This is a genomic window from Cytobacillus gottheilii (assembly GCF_018582665.1).
Classification (GTDB): Bacteria; Bacillota; Bacilli; order Bacillales; family Cytobacillaceae; genus Cytobacillus; species Cytobacillus gottheilii.
In genome coordinates this window covers 116699-131976 of record NZ_CP071709.1, presented here as the reverse complement: position 1 = coordinate 131976, position 15278 = coordinate 116699, and the positions used below count along the sequence as shown (strand labels likewise).

Here is a 15278-nt window from a genome sequence, read left to right as displayed (position 1 = left end):
GGATTTTACCCATTTTGCCTAAATTATTATGGAATGGAGGAGGACGTGATCGCCCTCACTCCGTATACTTCATTATTCTTTTGCTGCAACCTTTTCAGATTCTTCGTTTGCTGTATCTGGAGCAATTGTAAGGGATTCAGCTTGCTGAATCTCTTCTTCGTCCTCAAGGTCTCTCATTTCAATTTCTTCTTCATCGCCAGATAGGATTTTCACGTCCATACCTAAGCTTTGAAGTTCTTTGATTAATACTTTAAACGATTCAGGTACACCTGGCTCAGGGACATTTTCACCTTTAACAATTGATTCGTATGTTTTAACACGTCCTACAACATCATCAGATTTAACCGTTAAGATCTCCTGAAGTGTATAGGCTGCACCGTAAGCTTCAAGTGCCCAAACCTCCATCTCACCGAAACGCTGTCCGCCAAATTGAGCTTTACCGCCCAACGGCTGCTGCGTAACTAGAGAGTAAGGTCCTGTTGAACGGGCATGGAGCTTGTCATCAACCATGTGTGCAAGTTTAATCATGTACATGACACCTACAGATACACGGTTGTCAAAAGGCTCACCTGAACGGCCATCGTAAAGAACCGTTTTAGCATCTCTTGCCATACCAGCTTCTTCAATTGTTTCCCAAACATCTTCCTCGTTTGCTCCATCAAATACTGGAGAAGCAACGTGGATGCCTAATGCTCTTGCAGCCATACCAAGATGAAGCTCAAGCACCTGACCAATGTTCATACGAGATGGAACCCCAAGTGGGTTTAACATGATGTCAACAGGTGTTCCGTCTGGAAGGTAAGGCATATCCTCTTCTGGTAAGATTCTGGATATAACCCCTTTGTTTCCGTGACGTCCGGCCATTTTATCTCCTTCAGAAATCTTACGCTTCTGAACAATATAGACGCGAACGAGCTGGTTTACACCTGGAGGCAATTCGTCTCCATCTTCACGATTAAATACTTTTACATCCAATACAATTCCGCCGCCGCCATGTGGCACACGAAGAGAAGTATCACGGACTTCACGAGCTTTCTCACCAAAGATCGCATGTAATAATCTTTCTTCTGCCGTTAGTTCTGTTACCCCTTTAGGAGTTACTTTCCCAACAAGAAGATCACCATCTTTTACTTCTGCACCTGTACGGATAATTCCGCGTTCATCGAGGTTGCGAAGAGCATCTTCCCCAACGTTAGGGATATCTCTTGTAATCTCTTCAGGTCCAAGCTTTGTATCACGAGATTCTGATTCATATTCTTCAATATGAATAGAAGTATATACATCATCTTTTACAAGGCGCTCACTCATAATGATCGCATCCTCGTAGTTATATCCATCCCAAGTCATAAACGCTACAAGAACATTTCGTCCTAATGCTAATTCCCCAAGTTCCATAGATGGACCGTCAGCAAGGATTTCTCCTTTTGTTACACGGTTTCCTACAGCAACGATTGGACGCTGGTTATAGCAAGTTCCTTGGTTGGAACGGATGAATTTTAACATTCTGTACTTATCAAGATCGCCTTTTACTTCTTGGCCATCTACTACATTAATGCGTCGCACCCAAACTTCGCGTGCTTCCACATGCTCAACAATACCTTCATGCTTACAGATCACAGCAGCACCAGAGTCTTTCCCTGATACATACTCCATACCTGTTCCTACACGAGGAGCTTCCGGCTGCATAAGAGGAACCGCTTGACGTTGCATGTTCGCTCCCATAAGAGCACGGTTAGAGTCATCGTTTTCAAGGAACGGAATACAAGCTGTTGCGGCAGAAACAACCTGCTTAGGAGATACATCCATGTAATCGATGCGATCTCTGCTTACAACTGTGTTCTCACCTTTAAAGCGTGAAACAACTTCTTCATCAAGGAAAGAGCCATCTTCGCCTAAAACAGCGTTTGCCTGTGCAACAACATAGTTATCCTCTTCATCAGCTGTTAAATAGTCGATTCGGGATGTCACTTTACCTGTATCAGGATCGATACGGCGGTAAGGTGTTTCAATAAAGCCGAAACGATTCACTTTTGCAAAAGATGAAAGAGAGTTGATCAAACCGATGTTCGGACCCTCTGGTGTCTCAATTGGACACATGCGGCCGTAGTGAGAGTAGTGAACGTCACGAACTTCAAAGCCTGCACGCTCACGCGTCAAACCACCTGGCCCTAAGGCAGATAAACGGCGTTTATGTGTTAATTCTGCTAATGGGTTTGTCTGATCCATGAACTGAGAAAGCTGAGAGCTTCCGAAGAACTCTTTAATAGATGCAATAACAGGACGAATATTGATTAACTGCTGTGGAGTAATCGTATTTGTATCCTGGATTGACATTCTTTCACGAACCACACGTTCCATTCTGGATAAACCAATACGGAATTGGTTTTGAAGCAATTCTCCAACAGAACGCAGACGTCTGTTTCCTAAGTGATCGATATCATCTGTATCACCTACACCATGCAGCAGGTTAAAGAAGTAACTGATGGACGCAATAATATCAGAAGGTGAAATGTTCTTCACTGCTTCCTCAACGTACGCATTTCCAATAACGTTAATCGCTTTTTCCCCGTCTTCATTAGGTGCATAAATTTTAATAGACTGAAGTTCTACATCATCTGAAATAACTCCGCCTAAAAGATTTACAGATTTGAAACCGATATTCTTTTCAAGGTTAGGCAAAATACGGTCTAATGTACGACGGTCTAAAGTCGCACCTTTTTCCGCGATAATTTCGCCTGTTTCTGGATCAACAAGTGTTTCTGCCAATCTCTGACCAAATAATCTATTTTTAATATGAAGCTTTTTATTAATCTTGTAACGGCCAACATTTGCCAAATCATATCTCTTTGGATCAAAGAATCTTGACAATAGAAGACTTTTAGCATTTTCCACAGTTGGCGGTTCACCCGGACGAAGACGCTCATAAATTTCTAATAGCGCTTTATCGATACCTTCCGTGTTATCTTTTTCAAGCGTATTGCGGATATATTCATTATCCCCAATTAAATCAATGATCTCTTGATCAGAGCCGAACCCAAGTGCACGCAAAAGAACCGTAACGGGCAGTTTCCGAGTACGATCTATTCTAACGTATACGACATCTTTGGCATCTGTTTCATACTCAAGCCAAGCGCCGCGGTTCGGAATTACTGTCGCAGTAAAACCTTTCTTTCCATTTTTATCAAGCTTCCCGCTGTAATATACGCTAGGAGAACGCACAAGCTGGGAAACGATGACACGTTCCGCTCCATTAATTACGAACGTACCTGTCTCTGTCATTAACGGGAAATCACCCATAAAGACATCCTGGTCTTTCACTTCGCCTGTTTCTTTGTTTACAAGACGCACTTTTACACGCAGTGGTGCAGAGTATGTAACATCTCGTTCTTTCGATTCCTCAACGGAATATTTTGGTTCGCCAAGGCTGTAATCAATAAATTCAAGCGACAAATTACCAGTAAAGTCTTCAATCGGAGAAATGTCATGAAACATTTCACGTAAACCCTCATCAAGAAACCATTGATAAGAAGAGGTTTGGATTTCGATTAGATTTGGTAATTCTAAAACTTCACTGATTCGCGCGTAACTTCTACGTTGGCGGTGTCGTCCATACTGAACTAGTTGACCTGTCAACTGATTCACCCCTCAAATCAAGCTAATTTATTTAGAAAAGCGCAGGTACCCGCATTGGCTCCAAACACATAATGATATCCAGCGATATTATGTATTACACGCTGGATCTTAGTTTCAGAAAACCGAGGCACAAAAGCACTAATCAGGTTCATACTTATTCTTCAAATACATAAACACTTGCTGTAAAATATGCTTTAGTATAAATAAAACACCTTTTGAACCGCAAGCAAGCCGATACTCATAAGACAAAAAGAAAAAGGGTTTTAGTCATAAAACCACAGTTCCACAATACGACTATTATTTTATTAGCATTTCCAATAAAACCAAATTTATACAAGAGTTGATTAATTTAGTTTATATCAGAAATATAATATGTTGGCATTTTACAATACTATCATAGCGAAAATGTCAAGTCAATCTTTTTTTGCTTTAATAATAAAATAGCCTTTCTTCTTCTCAATTGTCTCTACTTCAGGGAAAAGCTCGCTTAATTTTTCAATCGCTGAAGGTGCTCCCTGCTTTTTCTGGATGACAATCCAGAGCTCTCCTCCTGGAAGTAACACTTCAAAACTCTGTTCAAAAATATCATGTACTACTTTCTTTCCTGCACGAATGGGCGGGTTTGTTAAAATAGCAGCAAACTTATTGCCTTTTACCTTTTCAAGGCGGTCACTTTCATACACATTGACGTTTTCAATGTGGTTTAACTCAGCATTTTCCTTAGCAAGGCCAAGAGCTCTTGCATTCACATCAACCATGTGGACTGTACGATCACTCAGCTTTTGAGCTACCGACAAACCAATTGGTCCATATCCACAGCCAACATCAAGAATGTTGCCCTCTATTTGAGGCTCGGTAAATGTTTCGATCAGCAGCTTAGATCCAAAATCAACTTCAGCTTTCGAAAAGACACCATTGTCTGTTTTAAAAACAAAAGACCTTCCATTCAATGTATAACGCCATGTTTTCGGCTGACTTTCTACCTTTTGAGTTTGGGAATAGTAATGCTCAGACACAATATCACCTCCGGCGGGGAATAAAATGAAGAATGATTATACAATCTAGGACGGAGAAATTCATGATTGCTCATATATTATAGAAGAAAATAAATGAAAAGTAGAAAAAACCCGCTATAAAAGCGGGCTTCTTAAACATTATTACTTAACTTCTACGCCAGCTCCAACTTCGTCAAGCTTAGCTTTGATTTCTTCAGCTTCTTCTTTAGAAACGCCTTCTTTAAGAGCTTTAGGAGTGTTATCAACAAGTTCTTTCGCTTCTTTAAGACCTAGGCCTGTGATTTCACGAACAACTTTGATAACTTTGATTTTTTGATCGCCTGCAGAAGCAAGAACTACATCAAATTCAGTTTTCTCTTCAGCAGCACCGCCAGCAGCAGCTCCGCCAACCATTGCTACAGGAGCAGCAGCAGTTACACCAAATTCTTCTTCGATTGCTTTTACTAAGTCGTTAAGTTCTAAAACAGTCATATTTTTAACTGCTTCAATGATTTGTTCTTTAGTCATGAGTATGTTTCCTCCTTATTTTTGGTTTGAATCTATTAGTTTAACGAGTAATCTAGCTTACGCGCCTTGTTCTTCTTTTTGATCTGCAACAGCTTTTGCAGCAAGAGCAAGGTTGCGGACTGGAGCTTGAAGTACGCTGAGTAGCATAGATAGTAAACCTTCGCGGGATGGTAGTTCCGCAAGAGCTTTAACATCTTCTGCTGTAGCAACTGTGCCTTCAATAACACCTGCTTTGATCTCTAATGCTTCATGCTTTTTCGCGAAATCGTTAAGGATTTTCGCTGGAGCAACAACATCTTCTGTGCTGAATGCTACTGCATTCGGGCCAGTAAGTGAATCGTTTAAGCCAGTAAGCTCAGCTACTTCAGCTGCACGGCGAGTTAAAGAGTTTTTGTAAACTTTAAATTCTACGCCAGCTTCACGAAGCTGTTTACGAAGTTCAGTTACTTCTGCAACAGAAAGACCACGGTAGTCAACAACAACTGTTGATAAACTTGATTTAAATTTATCAGCAATCTCTTCTACGATTTGTTTCTTTTGTTCGATTACGCTGCTCATCCTTACACCTCCTGTAGAAATTCTACATTTATACCGGCTATAAAAAACCTCCACATCCGAAACAGACATGGAGGAAGTATACAATAGCTAATGTAAGCATATCAATCTATCGTATGACCTCGGCAGGGAATTAAGCTAATAGCACCTGCTGTCTTCGGTACAAATGGTTATTTATTTTTTACAACAAAATACATATTACTAAATGTATTATTGTTTGTCAAATCCTTTTTTATCCAAGTTCGTAAACTTATTTAACTGTTACAGAAGATGGATCTACTTTAACACCAGGGCCCATTGTTGAAGTAACAGAAACGTTCTTCATGTATGTGCCTTTAGCAGCAGAAGGTTTAACTTTAAGCATAGTATCGAAAATTGTGTTGAAGTTCTCAACAAGTTTAGCATCTTCAAAAGATACTTTTCCGATTGGAACGTGGATGTTTCCAGCTTTATCAACACGGTATTCAACTTTACCAGCTTTAATTTCATTTACCGCTTTTTCAACGTCAAATGTTACTGTGCCAGTTTTAGGGTTTGGCATTAAGCCTTTAGGTCCTAATACACGTCCAAGTTTACCAACTTCACCCATCATGTCTGGAGTTGCAACGATTACGTCGAACTCGAACCAGCCTTGTTGGATTTTGTTGATGAATTCAGCATCGCCAACATAATCTGCACCAGCAGCTTCTGCTTCTTTTGCTTTTTCACCTTTAGCGAAAACTAGAACGCGTTGAGTTTTACCAGTTCCGTTTGGAAGCACAACTGCTCCACGGATTTGCTGGTCAGCTTTCTTAGGATCTACACCTAAACGGAATGCCACTTCAACAGTTGCATCAAATTTAGTAAAGTTTGTTTTTTTAACAAGCTCGATTGCTTCAACAACCGGGTATGCTTTAGTGTTATCTACAAGCTTCGCAGCTTCGATAAACTTTTTACCTTTTTTAGCCATTTTAATATTTCCTCCTATATTGTGGTTTTAGCGGAATAACCTCCCACGTGACGAAACAGCTTTCTCTTAGAAGAAAGCGTCCGGACAACTTATAAAGCGTCCGCACTAATAAAGGTTGCGCGTGAATCCAAATTCAGCGTCGCAACCTCATCAATTACAGCAGGGATTAGTCTTCGATAACAATACCCATGCTGCGTGCAGTACCTTCAACCATACGCATTGCAGCTTCAACACTTGCAGCGTTTAGATCAGGCATTTTTGTTTCAGCAATCTCGCGTACCTTGTCACGCTTGACTGTTGCTACTTTATTACGGTTTGGTTCACCAGAACCAGACTCAATTCCAGCAGCCTTCTTAAGAAGAACAGCAGCAGGCGGAGTTTTCGTAATAAATGTAAATGAACGGTCTTCAAACACCGTGATTTCAACAGGAATGATTAAGCCAGCCTGTTCAGCTGTACGAGCGTTAAACTCTTTACAGAATCCCATGATATTAACACCGGCTTGACCAAGTGCAGGACCTACCGGCGGTGCTGGATTCGCTTTACCTGCAGGAATTTGCAACTTAACAAGTTTGATTACTTTTTTAGCCACGAGACACACCTCCTTAAAGTCCGTGATGTGGTAATAGGGAATAAACCCTCCCACTCAACTCATATTCTTTATATTAAGATAAAGAACTAACAATTGTCCGGTCTCGTTCCGAGACATACTGACCTTTGAAATTCTACCACTTTCCGAAACTGATTTCAAGTTTTTTTGAAAATATATGAAGTTACTCATCAGCACAAGGTTCTAAAAAAAAGGAAAAATGCCTTTTTCTTTCTTAAAAACCCGCAGAAACGCTCAACTTAAATTTTTTCAATTTGAGAAAAATCAAGTTCGACTGGAGTGTCACGGCCAAACATGTTAACAAGCACTTTAATTTTCGCTTTATCTTTATCAATTTCTTCGATCGTACCTGTAAAGTTAGCAAAAGGACCTTCTTGAACTTGTACCGTTTCACCAAGCTCAAAGTTAACATCAACTCGTTTTTCGTCCACACCCATGCGCTTAAGGATGACCTGAACTTCTTCCGGCAGCAGCGGGGTTGGTTTTGACCCTGAGCCTGCAGAACCTACGAAGCCTGTTACACCTGGTGTATTTCTGACAACATACCAAGAGTCATCAGTCATGACAATTTCCACCAGAACATACCCAGGGAACACCTTGCGTTTAACAACCTTCTTTTTTCCGTTTTTAAAATCTGTTTCTTCTTCCTCTGGAACAACGACTCTGAAGATCTTGTCTTGCATCCCCATCGATTCTACCCGTTTTTCCAAATTTGCTTTTACTTTATTCTCATAGCCAGAGTACGTATGAACAACATACCAATTCTTTTCCATTCAAGAGGACTTGTTCGTCCTTCCCTCCCTGTAATTTCATAATTTTATTTCACAATCTTCAGCCTGCGATTGTTTGTAAACAAGTAGATGATACTGATTCCATCTCTTCGCATATCATTTTTTGACCAAATGAAAAAACCCGTTTCCGGGCTTCTGCGAATTTGACCTGTATTATTTTCCATTATACCATGGAATCACAGGGGTTATTCAAGAATTAAACGAATCAATTCGGAAATTCCAAGATCAAGCACAGCGAAAAACACAGAAAAGAACACAACAACTGATAATACAGTAACTGTATACTTCGTTAATTCTTTGCGTTTTGGCCAGCTGACCTTTTTCATTTCCCGTCCAACTTCACGGAAAAAATTCACGATGCGTTGCATTTCGTAACCCCCAACTTCAAGAGATATATCCTAAAAGCCACATTAATGTGCTATTTATTCTAAGATCAAATAAGTAATCCTACCTAAAAAAGGCGTAAACAGAGGCTTTGCTGTACTTATCTTCCAAATGACTTGTCCTAAAAATGGAATCATTCTTGTATAAGTTACTGCACATTTCTACGCTTACTTTGTTTCTCGATGTACTGTATGAGCACTGCATGTGCTGCAAAACTTCTTGAATTCCAGCCTTGTTCCATCTTTGCTTGCAGACGTCGAATAGTTTCTCTTTCCGCACTGTGAACACGCTAAAACGGCTTTTTTCTGCATAGTCTCCACCTGCTACACTTTCATTTACGTCTTTAAAACTGTACCATGGGCGACAAATGATGTCAATAACTGCAAAATTCTAAATTATATTTACAAGGAAAACTCTCGAACTTCCAAATAGCGCTCCAGCTTGCGTTTAACTCGCTGCAGTGCATTGTCGATGGACTTAACATGACGATTTAATTCTTCAGATATTTCCTGATAAGACTGCCCATCCAAATAAAGAGCAAGAACCTTTCGTTCCAAGTCACTTAGCAGCTCGGACATTTTGACTTCAATTTGGTCAAACTCCTCCTGGTTGATGATCAGTTCCTCCGGGTCCATCACCTTTGCGCCAGAAATGACGTCCATCAGCGTTCTGTCTGATTCCTCATCATAAATAGGCTTGTCCAAAGATACGTATGAGTTTAAAGGGATATGTTTTTGTCGTGTGGCTGTTTTGATTGCGGTAATAATTTGTCTGGTAATACATAGTTCTGCAAATGCTTTGAAAGAAGATAATTTGTCGCCTTTATAATCACGGATCGCTTTATAAAGACCAATCATTCCTTCCTGTACAATATCTTCCTTATCTGCACCAATCAAAAAATAGGACCTTGCCTTTGCTCTTACAAAGTTGCGATACTTATGAATCAAGTAATCTAACGCTTGACTCTCACCCTTATGCACCAATTCAATCAGCTCTTCATCCTCAAGCTCCAAAAAGGCAATGTTGTTATCATCATTCGTCTTGAAGTCAGTACTCACTAAGATCCCTCCGACCGTACCAAGCATGGATAGAAATATTATACAGTACATTTTTTTCAAGCGTCAACCGCTCATTCCTTCCCTCGGCGCCATTTTTCAAAAATTTCTGCCACTTCATCCGGGAGAGCAATTTTAGAAGACGGTCTTTTCTCTTGGATTTTTTTGACCTTTTTTTGAATTTTACCTTCAATGACATTCATCTCATTGAGCAGCTCACGGGCTGACTTCCGTAAAGCGCCTTGGCCAAAAATCACCCATTGCTCCGTATAATCAGAAGTAGCCACATGAATTTGCGTCCGGATGTTATTCAGGTCACTCGCAAGCTTTTCAATTCGTTCATCTGCCGACTCATTATTCCGCGTGAAAATAACTTCCACTTTATAGTTTTTATACTTTTTTTCCGTTCCTTTTACAAAATGCGCATCAAACACGATAATGACACGAAATCCAGTATACCCTTGATATTCAGCCATTTTTTCCACTAGCCTGTCCCTGGCCGAAGCTAAATCCTTCTTTTTAAGCTCATCAAGCTCTGGCCAGGCGCCAATTATGTTATAGCCGTCTACAATCAAAATATCCATTATCGTACATCAGGATTACGTTTCCTGTATACCTCATACATAAGCAGTGCTGCAGCAACAGATGCATTCAAAGATGTTACATGTCCAGCCATCGGTAAACTCAGCAAAAAGTCACATTTGTCTTTAATCAGCCTGCCCATTCCCTTTCCTTCACTTCCGATTACTAAACCCAGCGGCATGGTTCCATCAAATTGTCTGTAGTCTTGTTTGCCGGATGCGTCTGTTCCTGCAATCCATACACCGCGTTCTTTCAATTCATCGATCGTTCTTGCCATATTGGTCACACGCACCACTGGTATATGCTCAATGGCTCCCGTTGATGCTTTCGCTACAGTTGCCGTCAGCCCTACCGCTCTTCTTTTCGGAATGATAATACCATGTGCTCCAGCAGCATCAGCTGTTCGCATAATTGATCCAAGATTATGTGGGTCTTCAATTTCATCTAGCAGCAGGAAGAAAGGATCTTCATTTCTTTCTTCAGCACGAGCAAATAGCTCGTCCACCTCTGCATACTGATAAGCTGCTACAGCCGCTACAACTCCTTGATGTGTTCCTTCAACAAGCTGATCCAGCTTCTTTTTCGGTACAAATTGAACAAGCACGCCATTTGTTTTCGCTAAACCGATCACTTGCTGCATCTGGCCGCTTTGGGAACCTTCAGCTATAAAAATTTTGTTAATATCCCGGTCCGATTTTAACGCTTCTATAACCGGGTTTTTACCAATGATAAAATCCTGACTCATTCTATTTGCCTCCTTCCTTAAGTTCGACGGAGCGGAATGCGGCTTGTATTAATTCCTCAAGCCGCTGCTCTCTGTCTGCTAAATATAAATAACCGATCAGCGCTTCAAACGCTGTACTGTAACGGTAGGTTTGAACGTCGGTGTTTTTAGGAATGGTTCCTGACTTAGCGTTCCTTCCTCTTCTCACAACTGCTTCCTCTTCTTCTGAAAGCAGACCTTCATTTAGAAAACCATGTATGACATGAGCTTGCGCTTTTGCTGACACATATCGTGTGCCTTCTTTATGAAGCTGATGCGGTCTTACTTTTCCGCTTTGCAAAAGATGCCTTCTTACATATATCTCATAAACAGCATCACCCATATAGGCAAGCGCAAGACTATTTAATTGTTTTTCATCTATTTTTTCACTGTAGCTGAGCATTTGTTCAGCCTCTCTTCCATCTGGTTCCTTGAGCAGTATCCTCAAGAATGATATTCATTTCCTTTAGCTTGTCGCGAATATCGTCTGCCAGCTGGAAGTTGCGGTCTTTTCTTGCTTGAATTCTCTGCTCCAGCAATTGTTCAATTTCCTCATCAAGCAGTTCTTCTTGTTCCTTTTCAAGTGAAAGCCCTAGAACGGAGAATAAATCTTCAAACTCCTTTAAAAATGCTTCAATTACAGCTGCAGAAGTATTTTTCTCCATTAGATAATAGTTAGCAAGCTTAGAAAGTTCAAATAGAACAGATATAGCATTTGCAGTATTAAAATCATCGTCCATTGCAGTAATGAATTCTTCATGATGCTGACTGATCTTTTGCAGCCATTCTTCATTGTGGTCTGTCAGTTCCGCACTTGCCTGTTTGCGGTGCTTTAAGTTTTCATATGAAGTACGGATGCGCTCTAATCCAACTCTTGTGTTTTCGAGAAGTTCATCGTTGTAATTAATTGGATTTCGGTAGTGAACAGAAAGCATAAAAAATCTTAATACTTGCGGATCATGCTTCTTAATAATATCGTGCACAAGGACAAAGTTACCTAATGACTTCGACATCTTTTCATTATCAATATTAATATAGCCATTATGCATCCAGTAGCGTGCGAAGGTCTTTCCTGTTAAAGCCTCCGATTGTGCGATTTCATTCTCATGATGCGGGAAAGAAAGATCTTGGCCGCCAGCATGAATATCAATCGTATCACCCAGGTATTTTTTCGCCATTGCCGAGCACTCGATATGCCAGCCTGGACGTCCTTGCCCCCAAGGACTATCCCACTTGATTTCCCCTTCTTTGGCTGATTTCCACAAAACAAAATCCAGTGCATCTTGCTTCTTTTCACCAATTGCAATCCGAGCACCAACTCGAAGTTCATCTATCGACTGATGTGAAAGCTTTCCATACCCATCAAATTTTCGTGTATGGAAGTATACATCTCCTTCTGACTCATATGCATAGCCCTTATCAATTAACGTTTGAATAAACTCAATGATAATATCCATGCTTTCAGTTACACGCGGGTGAACATCTGCTCGTTTGCACCCTAGAGCTGTTACATCTTCAAAATACGCATCGATAAAACGCTCCGCAATTTGCGGCACTTCTTCACCCAATTCTTTCGCTGTACGAATTAACTTGTCGTCAACATCTGTGAAATTTGAAACATAGTGTACATCGTAGCCTCTATATGTTAAATAATTTCTTACTGTATCAAATACAATTGGCGGACGGGCGTTCCCTATATGAATATAGTTATAAACCGTCGGTCCGCATACATACATTTTCACTTTCCCTTCCTCTAAAGGAATAAACGGTTCTTTTTTTCTTGTCAGTGTATTATAAAGCTGAATAGCCATTATACTTTGCTCCTTTCTTTCTTTAACAACTCTAACTCATTTTTCAAGGCTAGAAGTTCCTCATCTATTTCTTTCATACGATCAAACAGTGGATCCGGCAAATCAGTGTGATTTAAATCCTTGATCTTCACACCATCCTGTACCTTCACTCGTCCCGGAATCCCAACAACAGTTGAATTAGGAGGGACATCGTGAAGCACCACTGAGCCGGCGCCGATTTTTGCATTTTCCCCTATCGTAATCGAACCCAGCACTTTAGCTCCTGTCGCAATAAGGGCATTATCCAAGATGGTCGGATGCCGCTTGCCTTTTTCCTTACCTGTTCCGCCTAATGTTACTCCTTGGAAAACTGTTACATTATCTCCAATTTCACATGTTTCTCCAATAACAACACCCATCCCATGATCAATAAAGAATTTCCTTCCTATTTTTGCACCAGGATGAATTTCAATTCCGGTGAAGAACCGGCTGAGCTGTGAAATCATTCTTGCCAGGAAATAAAACCGCTTTTTATAAAACTTATGAGCAAGTCTGTGTGCCCACACAGCGTGCAAGCCAGAATACGTTAAGATGACCTCCAAACTGCTTCGTGCAGCGGGATCTTGTTCAAACACCACTCCGATGTCCTCTTTCATTCGCTTAAACATAAACACCCCTCCTCTGGGCGATTTGCTTTTCTCGAATAGTATTTTCCGGGAAATATTATCCGTGAGTCTTGAAATATTGCGCGTGTAAATCAGGAAGCTGAATACTGCTGCCATCTGCTGAGGAGTAAAAGACAAACATGGAAAAACTCCCCCGCTACCATTCCCTTGCCTTTGATCAAAATAAAAAACGCCCCTGTCAAATGACAGAGACGTTTTACCCGCGGTTCCACTCTGTTTAGACTAATCGATTGAACGATCATGCCTCAACTTTAGCCTAATAACGGATAGGTTCCGCCTATATCTACAGCACTCTTTTCTAAAGAGTTATCTTATCGTTCGATACAGGGCTCAGAGGGGCACTTCAAAAAATGAGAGGCCTGAACCACTTTCAGCCGGTGATGGTTCTCTCTAAAAAGCTTCATTTCCCTACTTTTCCTCTTCCACGCTTTAAATTGTTTTTAATTATATTTACTATATTACATTTTCCCCAATATGTTAACCTAAAATGCTCATGATTCTGGTTTTTACTTTTTCTTTACCTAAAAGCTCAATTGCCTGCGGCAGATCCGGACCATGTGTCTGGCCTGTTGTTGCAGAACGTATCGGCATAAATAAGTTTTTCCCTTTTTGTCCTGTCTGCTTTTGCACAGCCTTCATGGCTGCCTTAATTCCATCAGCAGCAAATGGCTCAAGCTGTTCAATTTCACCTAAAAATGCATTTAACACTTCAGGTACCTGTTCGCCTGAGAGCACTTCTTTTGCTTCGTCTTCTATATTCATTTCCTCGGTAAAAAACAGTTCAGACATTTCGACGATTTCAGCACCGAAGCTCATTTTTTCCTGGTACAAAGCAATAAGTTTTCGAACCCACTCTTGTTTCTCAGGGGAAAGCTGTTCCTCTACCTTTCCGGTTTTCACTAGATGCGGCAGAGACAGGCTGACAAGTCGATCCAGATCAATCGTTTTCATATACTGATTGTTCAGCCATGTTAATTTTTGTTTATCAAACAGCGCTGGGGATTTAGATAGACGACTTGCGTCAAATAAATCAATAAATTGTTCTTTACTGTAGATTTCTTCTTCTCCAGCAGGCGACCACCCAAGCAGTGCAATAAAGTTAAAGAGTGCTTCAGGTAAATAGCCAAGCTCTTCATATTGCTCAATAAATTGAATGATGGACTCATCCCGCTTGCTTAATTTTTTACGGCTTTCATTAACAATTAAAGTCATATGACCAAAAACAGGAGGCTCCCAGCCTAAAGCTTCATAAATCATTAACTGCTTTGGTGTGTTTGAGATATGATCATCTCCGCGCAGAACATGCGAGATGGCCATAAGATGATCATCAACCGCTACTGCAAAATTGTATGTTGGAGTGCCATCCTTTTTCACAATAACATGATCACCAATTCCGTCTGATTCAAACGATACCTGTCCTTTTACCATGTCATCAAAAGAGTATACAACCCCTTTTGGAACAAGGAATCGGATGCTCGGCTTTCTGCCTTCTGCTTCTAGTGCTGCTCTTTGTTCATCCGTTAGATTGCGGCACTTTCCAGAGTAAATTGGATTTTCGCCTTTTGCCATCTGTGCTTCGCGTTCTGCTTCCAGTTCTTCTTCTGTGCAGTAGCATTTATAAGCATGGCCCTTCTCCAGCAATTCTTGAGCATATTTTTGATAAAGGTCATTTCTTTCAGACTGACGATAAGGACCATACTCGCCTTCTTTATCTACACTTTCATCCCAATCGATTCCAAGCCAATTTAAATACTTAAGCTGACTCTCTTCTCCGCCTTCGATATTACGCTTCTTATCAGTATCTTCAATGCGAATAATAAATTTCCCGCCTTGACTGCGTGCAAATAAATAATTAAATAGAGCTGTACGTGCATTTCCAATATGTAAATGTCCTGTTGGACTTGGTGCATAACGGACACGAATATTATTTGACATCATAGTGCCTCCTTATTTTTTT

16 protein-coding genes and 1 other annotated feature are annotated in these 15278 nt (G+C 40.6%); all 16 genes read right to left on the bottom strand.

From position 1 onward, the window contains the following. Nucleotides 1-72 precede the first annotated feature (72 nt). Nucleotides 73-3633 (bottom strand): DNA-directed RNA polymerase subunit beta, encoded by a 3561-nt coding sequence (rpoB, locus tag J1899_RS00680; RefSeq protein WP_066441595.1) that lies wholly within the window; start codon nt 3631-3633, stop codon nt 73-75. A gap of 413 nt (nt 3634-4046) precedes the next feature. Then, nucleotides 4047-4649, bottom strand: coding sequence for a class I SAM-dependent methyltransferase (locus J1899_RS00675; RefSeq protein WP_066441598.1), 603 nt, complete (start codon nt 4647-4649; stop codon nt 4047-4049). A gap of 141 nt (nt 4650-4790) precedes the next feature. Continuing rightward, on the bottom strand, nt 4791-5156 hold the full coding sequence (gene rplL, locus J1899_RS00670; RefSeq protein ID WP_066441601.1) for a 50S ribosomal protein L7/L12: 366 nt from the start codon (nt 5154-5156) through the stop codon (nt 4791-4793). A gap of 57 nt (nt 5157-5213) precedes the next feature. Then, nucleotides 5214-5714, bottom strand: a complete 501-nt coding sequence (rplJ, locus tag J1899_RS00665; protein WP_214476891.1) for a 50S ribosomal protein L10 — start codon at nt 5712-5714, stop codon at nt 5214-5216. Between the two features lie 32 nt (nt 5715-5746). Further along, nucleotides 5747-5890, bottom strand: a sequence feature (ribosomal protein L10 leader region). Nucleotides 5891-5961: 71 nt separating this feature from the next. Next, nucleotides 5962-6660, bottom strand: a complete 699-nt coding sequence (rplA, locus tag J1899_RS00660; RefSeq protein ID WP_151575971.1) for a 50S ribosomal protein L1 — start codon at nt 6658-6660, stop codon at nt 5962-5964. Nucleotides 6661-6826: 166 nt separating this feature from the next. Beyond that, the gene (gene rplK, locus J1899_RS00655; protein ID WP_009336545.1) at nt 6827-7252 is read right to left on the bottom strand and encodes a 50S ribosomal protein L11; all 426 of its coding nucleotides are present in this window, start codon (nt 7250-7252) and stop codon (nt 6827-6829) included. Nucleotides 7253-7509: 257 nt separating this feature from the next. Then, complete coding sequence (gene nusG, locus J1899_RS00650) at nt 7510-8043, bottom strand: transcription termination/antitermination protein NusG (protein ID WP_066441609.1); 534 nt, start codon at nt 8041-8043, stop codon at nt 7510-7512. A gap of 203 nt (nt 8044-8246) precedes the next feature. Next, the gene (gene secE / locus J1899_RS00645) at nt 8247-8429 is read right to left on the bottom strand and encodes a preprotein translocase subunit SecE (protein ID WP_066441612.1); all 183 of its coding nucleotides are present in this window, start codon (nt 8427-8429) and stop codon (nt 8247-8249) included. 183 nt (nt 8430-8612) lie between these two features. Continuing rightward, nucleotides 8613-8756, bottom strand: coding sequence for a 50S ribosomal protein L33 (rpmG, locus tag J1899_RS00640; RefSeq protein ID WP_082851569.1), 144 nt, complete (start codon nt 8754-8756; stop codon nt 8613-8615). A 90-nt stretch (nt 8757-8846) separates the two neighbouring features. Continuing rightward, nucleotides 8847-9503, bottom strand: coding sequence for an RNA polymerase sporulation sigma factor SigH (gene sigH / locus J1899_RS00635; protein WP_066441614.1), 657 nt, complete (start codon nt 9501-9503; stop codon nt 8847-8849). A gap of 71 nt (nt 9504-9574) precedes the next feature. After that, nucleotides 9575-10084, bottom strand: coding sequence for an NYN domain-containing protein (locus J1899_RS00630; protein WP_066441623.1), 510 nt, complete (start codon nt 10082-10084; stop codon nt 9575-9577). Beyond that, complete coding sequence (gene rlmB, locus J1899_RS00625) at nt 10084-10827, bottom strand: 23S rRNA (guanosine(2251)-2'-O)-methyltransferase RlmB (RefSeq protein ID WP_066441627.1); 744 nt, start codon at nt 10825-10827, stop codon at nt 10084-10086. The genes J1899_RS00630 and rlmB overlap by 1 nt, the downstream gene beginning before the upstream one ends. Before the next feature lies 1 nt (nt 10828). Further along, nucleotides 10829-11248 carry a Mini-ribonuclease 3 gene (locus J1899_RS00620; RefSeq protein ID WP_214476889.1) on the bottom strand — a complete coding sequence of 140 codons (420 nt, stop codon included), beginning with the start codon at nt 11246-11248 and terminating at the stop codon, nt 10829-10831. Nucleotides 11249-11252: 4 nt separating this feature from the next. Next, nucleotides 11253-12656, bottom strand: a complete 1404-nt coding sequence (gene cysS / locus J1899_RS00615; protein ID WP_214476887.1) for a cysteine--tRNA ligase — start codon at nt 12654-12656, stop codon at nt 11253-11255. Next, nucleotides 12656-13303: a serine O-acetyltransferase gene (cysE, locus tag J1899_RS00610; protein WP_066441632.1), complete on the bottom strand. Its 648-nt coding sequence runs from the start codon at nt 13301-13303 to the stop codon at nt 12656-12658. The genes cysS and cysE overlap by 1 nt, the downstream gene beginning before the upstream one ends. Before the next feature lie 495 nt (nt 13304-13798). After that, the gene (gene gltX / locus J1899_RS00605) at nt 13799-15256 is read right to left on the bottom strand and encodes a glutamate--tRNA ligase (RefSeq protein WP_066441634.1); all 1458 of its coding nucleotides are present in this window, start codon (nt 15254-15256) and stop codon (nt 13799-13801) included. Between the last annotated feature and the right edge of the window lie 22 nt (nt 15257-15278).